The following is a 16,126-nucleotide window of genomic DNA, read 5'->3' as shown; positions in this document are numbered from 1 at the left end:
CTGTGATGCCATTATTCCGCTTTCAACACTTTCACCGTGTAGCGACCATCCGGCTGGCGGTATGCCCCGTGAATATCGGTCTCAAAGCCCGGATAATGCGCGCCGATTTCACACAGCATTTGCAGGAACTCGAGCACCGGGCGGCTTTCTTCGGTCAGCATTTCACCCGGCATCACCAACGGCACGCCTGGAGGATAAGGCAGGATCATATTGGCATTGACCTTGCCGACCATATCCTCCAGATAGACTTCCTCCACTTCGCCGTGCAGTTCTTTCTGGAAGGCGTGGTAAGGGTTCATCACCATGGTTGGCAGTACTTCGAAGGCGCGGTACATCAGGTCCGGCAGGTTATGATGCTCGACCAGGCGATGGATGTTCTGCGCCAGATCCTGGATGCGCATGTTTTCATAGAACTCAGGCGCTTCCTGATACAGCGATGGCAGCATGTTTTTCACCCGCAGGTTCAAATCGAACGAGCGTTTGAAATCGGTCATCGCACGCAGCAGGCTCAACGCCTTGGTTTTATCGATACCAATGCTGAACAGGAACAGCAGATTGTACGGGCCGGTTTTCTCCACGATGATACCGCGCTCATCCAGGTATTTGGCTACCAGGCTGGCCGGGATACCGAACGGCTGCATCTCACCTTCTTTGCTCATCCCTGGGGTGAGGATGGTCACCTTGATCGGATCGAGATACATGTGTTCGTTATCGATGTTTTTGAAGCCGTGCCAGGCGCTGTCGGAACGCAGCGGCCAGCATTCTGGCTCATCGATATGCTCCGGCTGCCAGACGTCAAAGAACCAGCCTTCGGACTCCACTTTCAGCCGTTTGATCTCCTTACGGAACTTGATGGCACGCTCGATGGAACCGTTAATCATGCGCTTACCGGCGTTGCCCTTCATCATCGCAGCGGCGGTTTCGGTGGACGCCACGATGCCATAATGCGGCGAGGTGGTGGTGTGCATCATATAGGCTTCGTTAAAGGTCTCTTCGTTGATGTCACCCTTCACGTGGATCATCGAAGCCTGCGAGAACGCCGCCAGCAGTTTGTGGGTCGACTGGGTTTCATAGATCACCTTGCCTTCAACCCGGCCGCCGCTCATGCCGCATTTGCCTTTATAGATCGGATGGAAGTTGGTGTAAGGCACCCAAGCAGAATCGAAGTGGATCGATTTAACATCCAGAGTCTGTTTGATGAAATCGGTGTTGTACAGCAAGCCGTCGTAGGTGGAGTTGGTGATCACCGCGTGCGCTGGCCAACTGGCGTTCGGCGTTTCTTTCACCCGTTTGGCGATGGTGGCACGGCTGAATTCGCTCTGCGGGATGCCACCGAGAATACCGTAGGCATTACGGGTTGGCCGGAAGTAGATCGGCGTGATGTCACTCATCATCATCAGATGGGTCAATGATTTGTGGCAGTTACGGTCGATCAGCACGGTGCTGCCGGCCGGAGCGGCATACATGCCGACAATCTTGTTGGCGGTGGAGGTGCCGTTGGTCACCATGTAGCTGCGTTCGGCATTGAACACGCGGGAAATGTACTCTTCAGCCTCTTTGTGCGGGCCGGAGTGATCCAACAGCGAACCCAGTTCGGAAACCGAAATGGAGATGTCAGACTTCATGGTATTCGGGCCGAAGAAGTCATAAAACAGGCTGCCTACCGGGCTTTTCTGGAAGGCAGTGCCGCCCATATGGCCTGGAGTACAGAAAGTATATTTACCTTCACGCACGTATTTGAACAGCGCCTTGGTCAGCGGCGGCAGGATGGCATCGATATACTCGTCGGTGTTCTGTTTGATCTTGGCGGCGATATCTTTTGCCGCACCCAGCGCATATTCGAAGAAACGTACCTGCATACGCAGATCGTTGAGGCTGACATCGAGCGTCGAATAAGTGTTGGCGAAGGCATACAGCGGCATGTATTCATTGAGCTGGCTGATCTCTTCGCACAGCTCAAGGTTGTATTTGTCCCAGTCAAAAATCACGCCGCACAGGCGGGCATTGTTTTCGATCAGCTTTAATAAATCTTCACGGTCATTAGGGTAGACGATGCGGAAGTCCAGGCTTTCCAGCGCCTGATGCAGTTCGCGGATCGGCTCTTCTTTGAAGTAGACACCCATGTGATTCATGATGGCAATAACGTTCATAATCATTTCTCCAGGCAAAGCGGGCCCCTTCCCGTCGCGGCTGACAGGTCGGAAAGAAAGGGGCTGGGTAAATTCAGTGGGTCAGAGCACGCAATCTCAGTGCGCTTTGGCCGTGGCGCTGTCGTTGACCGCAGCGGCTGCTTTGGCAACCTGGCGGGTATTCATTTTGCGGGCATAGAACATCAGGATGATCAGGCTGACGATAAAGGTGCCGGACAGCTCGAAGGAGTTGGCGCCCATCAGGGCGATAAAGCAGAACCCACAGCCCAGTACCGACGCCACCAGGCTCAGCAGGTTACGCACGTTGACACCTTCAAAGCGGATCAGGTCAACGCAGGAGTAGAAGTAAGGCAGCATGGTCAGCAGCACCGCGATACCGGTCAGTTCGCCGAACAGGTCGGAAGCTTTGCCACCGCTGGAGTTCATTACGGTGATCAACACCATCAGCGCGGTCATTTTGCAGCTTGCCAACAGCAGGCCCTTCTTCGGAATGCCGTTTTTATCCAGTTCGCCATACACTTTCGGGAAGTTGCCGTCGTTGGCTGCACGCACCCCGGCCTGACCTACCAGCATCATCCAGGAACCCAACGAGGTCAGGCAGGCAAAGGCGGTGAAAGCGGATACCATCGGAGCTGCCCAGTTGCCCATAATGGCGGAGGCGCTGATGGCGAAGGGAGCACCACTGGCAGCCATTTGCGCTGCAGGGAACATCCCGCTCATCACCTGAGTGGCGGCAATATAGATAATCCCTGCCAGGCCAGTACCGAGCATGGTCGCCAGTGGTACGGTGCGTTTGGGATTTTTCACCATCCCGGTGCTGACGGCGGCGGATTCAACGCCGATAAACGCCCACAGGCAGAGCAGGATACTTTTCACCACTGCATGGCTGTCGGTGGTACCGGAGGTATTCCAGTTGGCTTGATAGGTTGCAACATCAAACCAGTGCCAACCGGCCACGGCGGTGATCACTATCGGGATCAAGACCAGTACCAGACCCAGCGTGGTCAAGCGGCTGACCCAGGTACCCCCCAGCAGATTGACAAAGGTGAATATCCAGACGATGGCGATACAGGCAATCCCGGCCGGAACTGGATTATTCAACGCGGGGAAGAAAGTCGAAAGATAAGAAACGGCGGTAATACCGATTGCCAGGTTACCGATCCAGTTGGCATGGTAGTAAAGCACGCCAGTCTGGAAACCAAACGCCGGGGAGATTTCCCCCGCATAGGCAATTGGCCCGCCTTGCTGTGGGTTTTTAGTTGCCAGGCGGGCGTAAACATAAGCCAATGACATCGCGCCGACGATAGAAATCACCCATCCCCAGATGGCGATAGACCCCAGACTTGCCAGGTTTGCCGGTAATAAGGCAATCCCGCTCCCCATCATATTACCGGCGACGACGCCGGTGCAGGCAATAAGCCCTATTTTCTTGGATGAAGCCATGGTCAGTTTCTCCTGATTATCGATGCTGATAAGTGCTGAGCATTAAGAAGCGAGATTAATGAACAGACTTGATAATCAGGATGCTAACGATAGGCCAAAATAAAGTCCTAAAGATAAGGTGAAATTACGCTCATGATCCTACAAATGACAACTTGAGGTTTATGGTGAAAATATCAAGGTGGCAGCATGAGCTAAAGAAAAGGTAAACATTGTTTATAAACAACAGGATACTGGCACGAAGTGGCGGTAGTCAAGAGGGAAGCCGATGGGAGTCATGCAGAACACCGACGCGCCGTAAATCCATTTCTGGGGGCTCGAATCGCGCATCCTTGCGCTCAACGGTCGTAACCGTATGGCTCCCACCTGCCTTGGCTTATAGTGTCGCTGTATTTGTGCCAACGGTTGGCAATGGAGTTATTTTTGTGTGTCGTAGTTGTCTAAATAAGGAACAACTGCGGTGACTGAGGTCTGGAATACACCATTACGGATCCAATGCAGCGTATTTTCACCAGGACGAAGGTTGAAGGCAGTAATATAAGAATCCGCAGCCTGATGGTTATGGCCCTGCATTTCGTAGACTTTGCCTAGTAATACATAGTTCAACCATGACATCTGTAGATCGATAGCTTTATTAATGGCGCGGTAAGCCTCATCCGTTTTCCCTTGGGAAAGCGCATCGACGGTCACTATCTGCTGCAAGATGGGGGAATCAGCCAATATCGGCAACGCCTCCAGGCGGGTAATTTCCGTTCGTAGCTGTGCCAGCTCGGCCTCATCAAGAGGTTGGTAGGAATTACGCAGCAAATCCACCAGCGCTTTTTCGGCAACGGCATACTCAAAATCCGGCGAGGCTTTGATTATCGCCTCCAATTGGCTGCTGGCGCGGGTCAGTGAGTCCGCATCTCCCTGTACCAGCAATTGATGTGCCTGATAGAAACGCTGCAGCGCCGGGCCATTTTGCGGCAGCAGCAGCGCCAAACGCTGTGCCAGTTGCTGCGGCCAAGGCTGTTTCAACGCCGCCGACAGGCTGGTAAGGAAATCCTGCTGAATTTTTAGCTGATTATCAGTGGTAATAAAGTAGCGCTTATCCAGCATGATCGAGCTGTCGGCATTATCCACCAGCCGCACCGACAGGAAGCATTGCTGGGCACGGTAATGGCGTTGATTGACGAACTCGATATACAGCGACTTGCCGGAGCTGCTCGGCCCGGCAAAGTTGTAGTTGGTCTGATCGTGCACCAGGAACGTGGAATAGGTATTCAGCGCGTCGGTGACCAGTTCACTCACGCCAACCACATAAGAGAGCTGTGGCGTCCAGTTGCTGCAGCTGTTACCACCCTGGATACGAATATCGATATCACGCGGGTTGAGCAACACCGGCATGGTGGACACAGGTATGCGCTGAGACAGGGTCGCAATACCGACAAAGGCGACGCAGGCAGACAGCGCCGCCAGGAAAGTCAGCCAGACCCAAAAGGGTGAGCGTTGATAAAAACGACCTGCCGCAGTGGGTAACAGGGTCTTTGGCTTGGTAGCCGGACGCGGCGGGACATAGGCGGGAGCCTCTTCCTCGCTGCCATCTTCTGGCTCATGCATCACCACGGCCACCTGGGGTACCAACGGCGGCGCGTCTTCCCCTTCCTCACACCACATGACCGGTGCCGTCAGTTTATAACCGCGTTTAGGGACGGTGATGATGTATTCGGGGCTGTCTGGATCGCCGTCTTTCAGATATTTGCGCAGTTCCGAAATACACTGGGTCACCACATGGTTGGTGACGATATTGCGCTTCCAGATGTTATCAATCAGCTCGTCGCGGCTGAGCACCACATCCGGGTGCTGAGCGAAGTACTGCAACATATCGATCAGGCGCGGTTCCAGCGTCCGTTGACGCCCATCACGGCTTATGCGGTTGTCGGCCGGGGTGATCAGCCACTCCCCGACGCGGAAAACAGGCTCTTGCATGGCGGAAATAACTCTGTGGACACTGAGGGCAAGGGCGCGATGATAGCATAACGGCCCATAACTTGGGCCGTTCTCAGCAGATTAAGCATTCATAGTTCATATAATTCGAGCGGTAATCCGTCAGGATCGCTGAAAAAGGTAAAGCGGGATTGGGTATAGGGATCGACCCGAACCGGCTCGCAAACGACTCCAGCGGCCTGTAAATGCGCAATCGATGCCTGGATATCCTCTACGCTGAATGCCAGGTGACGCAGGCCACAAGCTTCCGGGTGGCTTGGTCTGGCTGGAGGGGATGGGAAGGAGAACAGTTCAATGACGTATTGGCCGTTCAGCGCCAGATCGGCTTTCCAAGAGTCACGCTCTTCGCGGTAATATTCCGCTAACAGGGTGAACCCCAGGATATCGCAGTAAAAGTGCTTACTGGCAGCGTAATCAGAACCAATCACCGCTATATGGTGAACCTGTCGTAATGCCAACATGGATGAGCTCCGTAAGTTATTTAGTGACCCCTCACCCCAACCCTCTCCCACAGGGAGAGAGAGCTAATACAGAGCCGTAATCAGGTATGAGAGTTGGTCTGTAGCACGTTTTATTTCCCCTCCAACCCCGGATACAAAAGTCAGGATGTGGCACGATCGGTCCACTCTCCCTTTAGGAGAGTGTTAGGGTGAGGGGCCATTCTTATCTAATCGGTTTTCAGCACCTTCACCAGATAGCGCCCATCCTCGGTCAGTTTAGCCCCGTGGATATCGGTTTCAAAACCTGGATAGTGTTCGCCGATCGAACACAGCATCAGCAGGAAATCGAGCACTGCGCGGCTCTCTTCGGTGATCATCTCCCCTGGCATCACGACCGGCACGCCCGGCGGATAGGGCAGGATCATGTTCGCCGCCACCTTGCCGACCAACTGGTCAATCTCGCAGGTTTCTACATTGCCGCGCACCTGCTGCTGGAACATCTCATAAGGCGTCAGCTTCATCTCCGGCAGTACGTCAAACGCACGCAACATCAGGCCCGGTAAATCGTGCTGGCGGATCAGTTGGTGGATCCCGGCAGCCAGATCCTGAATGCGCATATGGCGGTAGAAGTCCGGATCTTCAGCATACAGATCCGGCAGCATGTTCTTCACCCGCAGGTTAAGATCGTAAGCACGTTTGAAATCCGTCAGGCTGCGCAGCAGGCTCATCGCCTTGGTCTTGTCGATGCCAATGCTAAACAGGAACAACAAATTGTACGGCCCGGTTTTCTCCACCACGATCCCACGTTCATCCAGGTATTTCGCTACCAGCGCGGCAGGGATCCCGCTTTCCTCCAGCTCACCCAGTTCGTTCATCCCCGGCGTCAAAATGGTGACCTTGATCGGATCCAGATACATATGATCGCTGTCGGTCTGGCCAAAGCCATGCCAGTTGTCGTCTGGGTTCAACGGCCAGCACTGTGCCTCGTCAATCTCTTCCGGCTGCCAGATATCGAAGAACCAGGTGTCACTCTCGGCACGCAGGCGTTGCACTTCACGGCGAAAATGCAGGGCTCGCTCCACGGAGCGGTTAATCATGCGCCGCCCCGGATTGCCACGTAGCATCGCCGCAGCGGTTTCCATTGAAGCCACAATGCCATAATGCGGTGAAGTGGTGGTGTGCATCATGTAAGCTTCGTTAAAGGTGTTCTCATCATAATCCCCTTTAATGTGGATCATCGAAGCCTGAGAGAACGCCGCCAGCAGCTTGTGGGTTGATTGAGTTTCATAGATCACCTTGCCCGGGATGCGATCGCCACTCATGCCGCTTTTGCCTTCATAAATCGGGTGGAAATTGGTGTAAGGCACCCAGGCCGAATCGAAGTGGATCGACGCCACGTCCAGCGTTTGCTTGATATAATCGGTGTTATACAACAGGCCATCATAGGTAGAGTTGGTGATCACCGCATGTACCGGCCAACTGGCGTTGACAGTGCTTGCCACCCGCTCGGCAATGCTGTCGCGGGTAAATTCGCGCTGGGGAATGCCGCCTAAAATACCGTACGCATTTCGCAACGGGCGCAGATAAATCGGCACGATGTCACACATCATCAGCAGGTGACACAGCGACTTATGGCAGTTACGGTCAATAAGCACCGTGCTACCGGCAGGTGCCGAATACATGCCGACAATCTTGTTGGCGGTAGAAGTGCCGTTGGTCACCAGATAGCTCTGTTCCGCGTTGAACGTGCGGGCAATATACTCTTCCGCCTCCAGATGCGGGCCGGTGTGGTCCAGCAGCGAGCCGAGCTCCGTCACCGAGATGGAAATATCCGCCTTCAGGGTGTTGGCACCAAAGAAATCGTAGAACAGGCAGCCCACCGGGCTTTTCTGGAACGCGGTGCCTGCCATATGGCCCGGCGTACAGAAGGTATATTTCCCCTCCTTGACATAGGTGAACAGCGCCTTGGTCAGCGGTGGGGTGATGGTGTCCATATACTCATCGGTATACTGGCGAATGCGCTGGGCGATATCGTCGGCAGCGTTCAGACCATACTCGAAGAAATAGAGCACCATACGCATTTCGTGCAGGTGGACATCGAAGGTGGAGTGAGTGTTGATAAACGCATACAGCGGCAGGTATTCATTCAGCTCGTTGATTTCGCTGCACAGCTCCAGGCTGTATTCGTCCCAGTCGAACACCACCCCGCAGATACGCGCATTGTGTTCGATCAGCTTGAGCAGATCGCCGCTGTTCTTCGGGAACACCAGTTGGAAGCCCATTGAGGCCAGCGCCACGTGCAGCTCCCGGATAGGCTCGTCTTTGTAATAAACGCCCATCGGGCTCATGATCGCAATGATATTCATCGCAGCTATCCTTTAGTTAACTACCAATAGCTTATAACAACATAAAAAGCCGAGGCTGTCTTACGCGCATAAAAAAACCGCCCGGAGGCGGTTAGTCATCAGGCGTACAAACTCAGCAGTAGCCGTAGTTCATCAGCCGTTGATAGCGACGGTTGAGCAACTCTTCGTTGTTCAGGCCATCCAGATCCGCCAGGTCCGCCAACAGTTGGGCTTTCAACGAAGCCGCCATTGCCGGTACGTCGCGGTGAGCAGAGCCCAAAGGCTCTGGGATCACAGAATCGATCAGCTTCAGCTCTTTCAGGCGTGGTGCAGTGATGCCCATTGCTTCTGCGGCAATCGGTGCCTTATCGGCACTTTTCCACAGGATCGAGGCGCAGCCTTCCGGCGAGATCACCGAATAGGTGCTGTACTGCAGCATATTCACTTTATCGCCAACGCCAATCGCCAATGCCCCGCCGGAGCCGCCTTCGCCGATCACGGTGCAGATCACCGGGATATTCAGGCGAGACATTTCACGCAGGTTGCGGGCGATCGCCTCAGATTGGCCACGCTCTTCCGCGCCCACGCCAGGATAAGCACCTGGGGTGTCGATGAAGGTGATCAGCGGCATCTTGAAGCGGGAGGCCATTTCCATCAGGCGCAGCGCTTTGCGATAGCCTTCCGGTGCCGGCATACCGAAGTTGCGGCGGATTTTCTCTTTGGTTTCACGCCCTTTCTGATGACCAATGATCATCACCGGGCGGCCATCGAGGCGCGCAATACCACCGACAATGGCTTTGTCATCGGCATAGGCGCGATCGCCTGCCAGCTCTTCAAAGTCGGTAAAGATGTGTTTGATATAATCCAGGGTATAAGGACGGCGCGGGTGGCGTGCCAATTGGGCAATCTGCCAGGCCCCAAGATCGGAAAAAATCTTGCGCGTCAGCTCAACGCTCTTCTCACGCAGGCGCTGAACCTCTTCGTCCAGATTAATATCTAATTTTTCGTCTTGACGGCTGACTGCGGTCAGCGAGTCAATTTTCGCTTCCAGCTCTGCAATCGGCTGTTCAAAATCAAGAAAATTCAGACTCATAGCATTCCTATTTTAGTCAAATTCCAGTTCCACCTGCTCATTACCTACCAAGGTCCGCAAATCTATCAACAAGCGGTCGGTCGGCGTCACGCGCCAAGTTGCACCAAAGCGCAATCTTGCCCGTGCATCTTCCCGTTGATAGTAGAGATGCACTGGAATCGTCCCCGAGCGATGGGGTTCCAAAGACTGACGGAGACGGTTCAAAAGCTGGTCATCAATTTGCCTGTCCGTCAGCGAGATAGCAAGCCCGCGAGCGTATTTTTCACGTGCTTCACTGATGTCCATTAATTCACGAGCGGTCATTTTAAGCCCGCCGTTAAAGTCATCAAAGCTGACCTGTCCAGTCGCGATCAGGATACGGTCTTTTTCCAACAAATGCTGGTATTTTTCCAAGGCATCGGTGAATAACATGATGTCCAGACGGCCAGAGCGGTCATCCAGCGTACAAATGCCGATGCGGTTGCCACGTTTGGTCATCATGATCTTGGAAGCAATCACCAACCCGACGGCGGTAGTCATCTTGCCGCGATCCGTCGGGTGCATATCTTTCAGTCGCTGGCCACCGGCATAGCGTTCGATTTCTTTGAGGTACTGGGTGATCGGGTGGCCAGTAAGATACAGCCCCAGCGTTTCCCGTTCACCATCCAGCACCACCTGTTCCTGCCAAGGGGGAACGTTGGCGTAAGATTGTTCCACCTGCTCCGGCGCTTCCGCCAACACGCCAAACATATCCGCCTGGCCGATGGCTTCGGCTTTGGCGTGCTGATCGGCCGCTTTAAGCGCATCCCCTAGGGAGTTCATCAACGCGGCACGGTGTGGCCCCAGGCGATCGAACGCCCCAGACATGATCAGCTTTTCCAGAATACGGCGGTTGAGCTTTTTAATATCGGAACGAGCGCACAGGTCGAACAGATCTTTGAAATACCCCTGCTCGCCGGAATTACGCGCTTCGATAATCGCTTCGATCGGCCCTTCCCCTACTCCCTTGATGGCACCGATGCCATAGACGATCTCACCCTCGTCATTAACGTGGAAGTGATATTGCCCGCTGTTGATGTCCGGCGGCAGGATTTTCAGGCCCATGCGCCAGCACTCATCCACCAGCCCCACCACCTTATCGGTGTTATCCATATCGGCAGTCATGACCGCGGCCATAAACTCGGCCGGATAGTGGGCCTTCAGCCACAGCGTCTGGTAAGACACCAACGCATAGGCAGCGGAGTGCGATTTGTTAAAGCCGTAACCCGCGAACTTCTCTACCAGATCGAAGATTTTTACCGACAGTTCGCCGTCAATGCCGCGCGATTTCGCACCATCTTCAAAACCGCCACGCTGCTTGGCCATCTCGACCGGGTTCTTTTTACCCATGGCGCGACGCAGCATGTCCGCCCCGCCCAGCGTATAGCCAGCCAGCACCTGAGCGATCTGCATCACCTGTTCCTGATACAGGATGATGCCATAGGTTGGCTCCAGCACCGGCTTCAGCGATTCATGCTGCCACTGGATATCAGGATAGGAGATCTCTTCACGCCCGTGCTTACGGTCGATAAAGTTATCTACCATGCCGGACTGTAACGGGCCGGGACGGAACAGCGCCACCAGTGCGATCATGTCTTCGAAGCAGTCGGGCTTCAGACGTTTGATCAAATCCTTCATGCCGCGCGATTCAAGCTGGAATACCGCAGTGGTTTCCGAGCGTTGCAGCATGTCGAAGCTTTTCTTGTCATCGAGCGGAATGGCCGCGATATCTATCGGTTCCAACCCGGTCTTGGCACGACGGGCATTAATCATCTCCAACGCCCAGTCGATGATGGTCAGAGTACGCAGGCCGAGGAAGTCGAACTTGACCAGCCCGGCGTATTCCACGTCGTTCTTGTCAAACTGGGTGACCGGGTGGTTACCTTCGGCATCGCAATAGAGCGGGGCAAAGTCGGTGATCTTGGTTGGCGCAATCACCACGCCCCCAGCGTGTTTACCGGCGTTACGCGTCACGCCCTCCAGCTTGCGTGCCATGTCGATCAGCGCTTTGACCTCTTCGTCTGCCTCATAGATTTCCGGCAGTTGCGGCTCTGCAGCAAAGGCTTTTTCCAGCGTCATGCCCGGATCGGGCGGCACCAGCTTGGAGATACGGTCAACGAAGCCATAAGGGTGGCCCAGCACGCGCCCCACGTCGCGGATCACCGCTTTCGCCGCCATGGTACCGAAGGTGATGATCTGCGATACCGCCTCACGGCCATACATGTCCGCCACGTGTTCGATGACCAGGTCGCGTTTTTCCATGCAGAAGTCGACGTCGAAGTCGGGCATCGAGACACGTTCCGGGTTCAGGAAGCGTTCGAACAGCAGGTCAAATTCCAGCGGGTCGAGATCGGTGATTTTCAGCGCATAGGCCACCAGCGAACCGGCACCAGAGCCACGGCCCGGGCCTACCGGCACGTCGTTATCTTTCGACCACTGGATGAACTCCATTACGATCAGGAAGTAACCCGGGAATCCCATCTGGTTGATCACTTTCAGTTCCAGATCCAGACGCTCATCGTATTCAGGACGGCGCTCGGCACGGACTTCCGGATCCGGGAACAGGAACTCCAGGCGTTCTTCCAACCCCTCTTTGGACTTGAGCACCAGGAAATCTTCGGTGGTCATATCGCCGGTGGGGAACTGCGGCAGGAAATATTCGCCCAGACGGATGGTGACGTTACAGCGCTTGGCAATTTCCACGCTGTTTAGCAACGCTTCAGGGATGTCGGCAAACAGCTCGCACATCTCCTCTTCGCTGCGCATGTACTGTTGCGGGCTGTAGTTTTTCGGGCGTTTGGGATCGTCGAGCGTAAAGCCATCATGGATCGCTACGCGGATCTCATGGGCGTCAAAGTCATCTTCCACCAGGAAACGGACATCGTTGGTGGCGACTACCGGCAACCCACGTTCGGTCGCCAGGGCTACGGCGGCGTGCAGATAGTTTTCTTCATCCCCACGGCCGGTGCGGATCAGTTCGAGATAATAGCTGTCCGGGAAATGCTGCTGGTAAAACTCCAGGCATTGATCGACCAGGGCCTGGTTGCCACGCAGCAGAAACTTGCCGACGTCGCCCATGCGTGCACCGGAAAGCAGGATCAACCCGCTGCGATGTTCTATCAGCCAGTCGCGATCGATCACCGGGCCTGCCGGGCCATAACCGCGCTGATACGCCCTGGAGATTAATAGTGTGAGGTTTTGATAGCCAACGTTATCGGCTGCCAGCACGGTAAGCTGTGCCAGCTCATCGCCCAGCTCTTCGCTTTGTACATGGAAATCCGCACCGATGATCGGCTTGATCCCGGCACCGTGCGCACTGCCATAAAACTTCACCAGACCACACATATTGGTGAAGTCGGTGACGGCCAAGGCTGGCATGGCTAACGCGGCAGCTCTTTTCACCAACGGGCCAATCTTGGCTAATCCATCAATCATGGAGTAGTCACTGTGCACGCGCAGATGAATAAAACGAGGTTCGGCCATATCCAGATACCAACGTGTTGGGGTTCAGCAAACTGAACCAGGGTTACATTAGGGTGTGGGGAAGATCACCGTAGCCATTTCCCCTCACCCCGACCCTCTCCCAAAAGAAGAGGGGGCGTAATATTAAGCATCGTGTGAACTATGCGGCTTGGTTACTTAGCTGACGAGCCTGACTCCAGCGCCCGTCTTACCGGGGCAAAACTGCGGCGATGATGCTCGGTAGCCCCCAACACGGCCAGCTTTTCCAGATGGAACGCGGTGGGATAGCCCTTGTGTTGGGCAAAGCCGTAATCCGGGAAAATCGCATCCAGCTCGGTCATTTCGCGATCGCGGGTCACCTTCGCCAGAATTGATGCGGCACTGATTTCCGCCACCCGGCTATCCCCTTTCACCACCGCTAACGAGCGCATCGGCAATTTGGGGCAACGGTTGCCGTCAATCAACACCATGTCCGGGGCGATATGCAAACCCGCTACCGCGCGCTGCATCGCCAGCATGGTGGCATGCAGGATATTCAGTTGGTCGATCTCGACCGACTCAGCCCGCCCCAGGCTCCAGGACAGCGCCTTTTCCACGATCTCGTCGTATAACGCCAGACGGCGCTTCTCGCTGAGCTTTTTGGAATCCGCCAGGCCGACAATCGGCCGTGCCGGATCGAGGATCACCGCAGCGGTCACAACGGCACCCACCAAAGGCCCGCGCCCCACTTCATCCACACCGGCAAACAGCCGGGCGGCAGGGTAAACAAAGGGTTCCATCATGCTTTTGCCAGCTCCAACACAGCCTGAGCGGCCTGTTCATCGGCACCACAGCGAATACTCTGATGCAATTCAAGGAAGGTCTGTTTCAACAGCTCCGCCTGCGGGCTGTCTTCCAGCAACGGCAATAACGCCGCGGCCAGCTTATCCGGTACACAATCGTGTTGCAGCAGTTCGGTGACGATTTCACGCCCCGCCAGCAGGTTAGGCAATGAGACATACGGGGTTTTCACCAGCCGCTCCGCCAGCCAGAAGGTAAATGGCTTCATGCGGTAGCCCACCACCATCGGGCATTTTGCCAACATACACTCTAACGCCGCGGTGCCGGAAGCCAACAGAGCCGCATCGCTGGCCACCATCGCCTCACGGCCTTTGCCATCCAGCAGGTGAACCTTGAGCTCCGGTGCGACCTCTGCCTTGATACGCTCAAACTGCTCACGGCGCTTGGCGTTGACCAAAGGCACCACCACTTCCAGATCGGGATAATGCTCGCGTAGCAGTTGAGCGGTACGCAGGAAGTCGCCACTGAGCATTTCCACTTCGGCATTACGGCTGCCGGGTAGCAATGCCAAACAGCGAGCGGCCGGGTCAATGCCCAGCGTAGCGCGTGCGGCCAGCTTATCCGCCTGCAATGGCATCGCATCGGCCATGGTATGTCCGATAAAGCGGCAAGGGACGTTGAAACGATCGTAAAACGCTTTTTCGAAAGGGAGGAACGCCAACACCAGATCGGTCGCCTTACCAATTTTGAAAACGCGTTTCTGACGCCAGGCCCACACGGACGGGCTGACATAGTGAATAGTGCGGATACCGCGCTGTTTCAGGCGGCCTTCCAGCGTGAGGTTGAAGTCTGGCGCATCGATACCGACAAACACGTCAGGCTTCAGCTCACTGAACCGGCGGGTCAGATCCTTGCGGATCTTCAACAGGCGTGGCAGACGCTCAAGCACCTCTACCACGCCCATCACCGCCAGCTCTTCCATTTCGTACCAGGTTTCACACCCTTCGGCCTGCATCAGCGGGCCAGCAACACCGACAAAGCGGGCGCTTGGGTAGTGCGTCTTAAGCGCACGAATTAATCCGGCACCCAGAATATCACCGGAGGTTTCCCCGGCGACCAATCCGATAGTCAATGGACGATTTGGCATAACTCAGCGAATAATCCCACGGGTAGAACGCGCAAAGAAATCGAGGAACTGCTGCACCACTGGCTGCTGTTGCGCCAGGGTTTCGATCTCTGCTTTAGCCTCGTCGAAGGTCTTCTCGCTGCGATAGAGGATCTTGTAGGCATTGCGGATCGCCTGCATTTCATCCTTATCAAAACCACGGCGTTTCAGGCCAACGGCGTTCACGCCAAATGGCGTCGCGTGGTTACCCTGCGCGATGACAAAAGGCGGTACGTCCTGAGCGACACCGGAACAACCACCGACCATCACATGGGCACCAATCACACAGAATTGGTGGATCGCGGTCATGCCGCCAATGATGGCGAAATCGTCGATCTCCACGTGACCAGCCAGCGTGGCGTTGTTGGCCAACACGCAGGAATTGCCCACTACGCAGTCATGAGCAACGTGCACGTTGACCATCAGCAGGTTGTCATTACCGACTTTGGTCAGGCCCGTTCCCTGTGCAGTACCGCGATGAATGGTGACGCTCTCACGAATGCGGTTACGATCGCCGACTTCAACCCGAGTCGGTTCGCCAGCGTATTTCAGATCCTGATTCACTTCGCCGATAGAGGCAAACTGATAGATCTCGTTATCGCGGCCAATCTTGGTGATACCGTTCACCACCACATGCGATTTGAGGACCGTACCCGCGCCGATTTCCACCTGGGAGCCGACGTAGCAGAAGGGACCGATATGCGCACCAGCGCCGATGACGGCGCCTTCTTCAACGATCGCACTTGGATGGATAAAGGCGGTTTTATCAATCACGGATTATGCCTCCCGGCTGCGGGCACACATCATGGTTGCTTCGCAGACAATTTTTCCATCGACGGTCGCCACGCCTTTAAAGCGGGTCAAACCACGACGGGTTTTTTCGAAAGTGACTTCCATAATCATCTGGTCGCCAGGCACCACAGGGCGCTTGAAGCGAGCTTCGTCAATACCGGCGAAATAGTACAGCTCGCCCGGTTCCAGTTTACCCACGCTCTTGAATGCCAGGATACCCGTGGCCTGAGCCATAGCTTCCAAAATCAGCACGCCTGGAAAAATCGGTTTACCAGGGAAATGCCCCTGGAAAAACGGCTCATTAACGGATACGTTCTTCACTGCACGCAGATATTTATGCTCTTCGAAATCCAATACACGGTCAACCAGCAAGAATGGATAACGGTGAGGAAGCAGTTCCAGAATTTCTGCAATATCTAGAGTATGAGTGTCAGTAGTCAAAATACTCTTCCTGT

Annotated in this window: 11 protein-coding genes; all 11 read right to left on the bottom strand. The window is 55.0% G+C overall.

Translation table 11 applies throughout. The annotated features are described in order from the left end of the window. Positions 1–11 precede the first annotated feature (11 nt). The 11 genes from cadA to fabZ all read right to left on the bottom strand — a co-directional run bounded on the left by cadA (position 12) and on the right by fabZ (position 16,112). Positions 12–2,150 carry a lysine decarboxylase CadA gene (gene cadA, locus ACKWMY_RS21130; RefSeq protein WP_021806099.1) on the bottom strand — a complete coding sequence of 713 codons (2,139 nt, stop codon included), beginning with the start codon at positions 2,148–2,150 and terminating at the stop codon, positions 12–14. Positions 2,151–2,246: 96 nt separating this feature from the next. Further along, on the bottom strand, positions 2,247–3,593 hold the full coding sequence (gene cadB, locus ACKWMY_RS21125; protein WP_024485571.1) for a cadaverine/lysine antiporter: 1,347 nt from the start codon (positions 3,591–3,593) through the stop codon (positions 2,247–2,249). A gap of 414 nt (positions 3,594–4,007) precedes the next feature. Next, entirely contained in the window at positions 4,008–5,558 is a 1,551-nt protein-coding gene (gene cadC / locus ACKWMY_RS21120) for a lysine decarboxylation/transport transcriptional activator CadC (RefSeq protein ID WP_161712816.1), read from the bottom strand. Between the two features lie 89 nt (positions 5,559–5,647). Beyond that, positions 5,648–6,037: a VOC family protein gene (locus tag ACKWMY_RS21115; protein WP_024529516.1), complete on the bottom strand. Its 390-nt coding sequence runs from the start codon at positions 6,035–6,037 to the stop codon at positions 5,648–5,650. A gap of 206 nt (positions 6,038–6,243) precedes the next feature. Continuing rightward, the gene (locus tag ACKWMY_RS21110) at positions 6,244–8,382 is read right to left on the bottom strand and encodes a lysine decarboxylase LdcC (RefSeq protein WP_024529515.1); all 2,139 of its coding nucleotides are present in this window, start codon (positions 8,380–8,382) and stop codon (positions 6,244–6,246) included. Between the two features lie 112 nt (positions 8,383–8,494). Further along, positions 8,495–9,454 (bottom strand): acetyl-CoA carboxylase carboxyl transferase subunit alpha, encoded by a 960-nt coding sequence (accA, locus tag ACKWMY_RS21105; protein WP_021806103.1) that lies wholly within the window; start codon positions 9,452–9,454, stop codon positions 8,495–8,497. Positions 9,455–9,466: 12 nt separating this feature from the next. After that, a complete protein-coding gene (dnaE, locus tag ACKWMY_RS21100; protein WP_024529514.1) occupies positions 9,467–12,955 on the bottom strand; it encodes a DNA polymerase III subunit alpha in 3,489 nt (1,162 codons plus the stop codon). Positions 12,956–13,107: 152 nt separating this feature from the next. Beyond that, positions 13,108–13,716: a ribonuclease HII gene (rnhB, locus tag ACKWMY_RS21095; RefSeq protein ID WP_409486994.1), complete on the bottom strand. Its 609-nt coding sequence runs from the start codon at positions 13,714–13,716 to the stop codon at positions 13,108–13,110. After that, positions 13,713–14,861 (bottom strand): lipid-A-disaccharide synthase, encoded by a 1,149-nt coding sequence (lpxB, locus tag ACKWMY_RS21090; RefSeq protein WP_024529512.1) that lies wholly within the window; start codon positions 14,859–14,861, stop codon positions 13,713–13,715. Before lpxB ends, rnhB begins: the two co-directional genes overlap by 4 nt. Positions 14,862–14,864: 3 nt before the next feature. After that, a complete protein-coding gene (lpxA, locus tag ACKWMY_RS21085) occupies positions 14,865–15,653 on the bottom strand; it encodes an acyl-ACP--UDP-N-acetylglucosamine O-acyltransferase (RefSeq protein WP_024529511.1) in 789 nt (262 codons plus the stop codon). Between the two features lie 3 nt (positions 15,654–15,656). Continuing rightward, entirely contained in the window at positions 15,657–16,112 is a 456-nt protein-coding gene (fabZ, locus tag ACKWMY_RS21080; RefSeq protein WP_021179919.1) for a 3-hydroxyacyl-ACP dehydratase FabZ, read from the bottom strand. Positions 16,113–16,126: the final 14 nt, after the last annotated feature.

This window comes from Serratia sp. J2, from assembly GCF_046269175.1.
In the GTDB taxonomy this organism is placed as follows: domain Bacteria; phylum Pseudomonadota; class Gammaproteobacteria; order Enterobacterales; family Enterobacteriaceae; genus Chania; species Chania fonticola_C.
The sequence above is the reverse complement of the archived record's forward strand: the minus strand, read 5'-3'. Positions and strand labels throughout refer to the sequence as shown.

Coding starts and splice junctions, on each gene's coding strand:
- cadA (WP_021806099.1), bottom strand. CDS start 2,150: ATGAACGTTATTGCCATCATGAATCACATGGGTGTCTACTTCAAAGAA.
- cadB (WP_024485571.1), bottom strand. CDS start 3,593: ATGGCTTCATCCAAGAAAATAGGGCTTATTGCCTGCACCGGCGTCGTC.
- cadC (WP_161712816.1), bottom strand. CDS start 5,558: ATGCAAGAGCCTGTTTTCCGCGTCGGGGAGTGGCTGATCACCCCGGCC.
- ACKWMY_RS21115 (WP_024529516.1), bottom strand. CDS start 6,037: ATGTTGGCATTACGACAGGTTCACCATATAGCGGTGATTGGTTCTGAT.
- ACKWMY_RS21110 (WP_024529515.1), bottom strand. CDS start 8,382: ATGAATATCATTGCGATCATGAGCCCGATGGGCGTTTATTACAAAGAC.
- accA (WP_021806103.1), bottom strand. CDS start 9,454: ATGAGTCTGAATTTTCTTGATTTTGAACAGCCGATTGCAGAGCTGGAA.
- dnaE (WP_024529514.1), bottom strand. CDS start 12,955: ATGGCCGAACCTCGTTTTATTCATCTGCGCGTGCACAGTGACTACTCC.
- rnhB (WP_409486994.1), bottom strand. CDS start 13,716: ATGATGGAACCCTTTGTTTACCCTGCCGCCCGGCTGTTTGCCGGTGTG.
- lpxB (WP_024529512.1), bottom strand. CDS start 14,861: ATGCCAAATCGTCCATTGACTATCGGATTGGTCGCCGGGGAAACCTCC.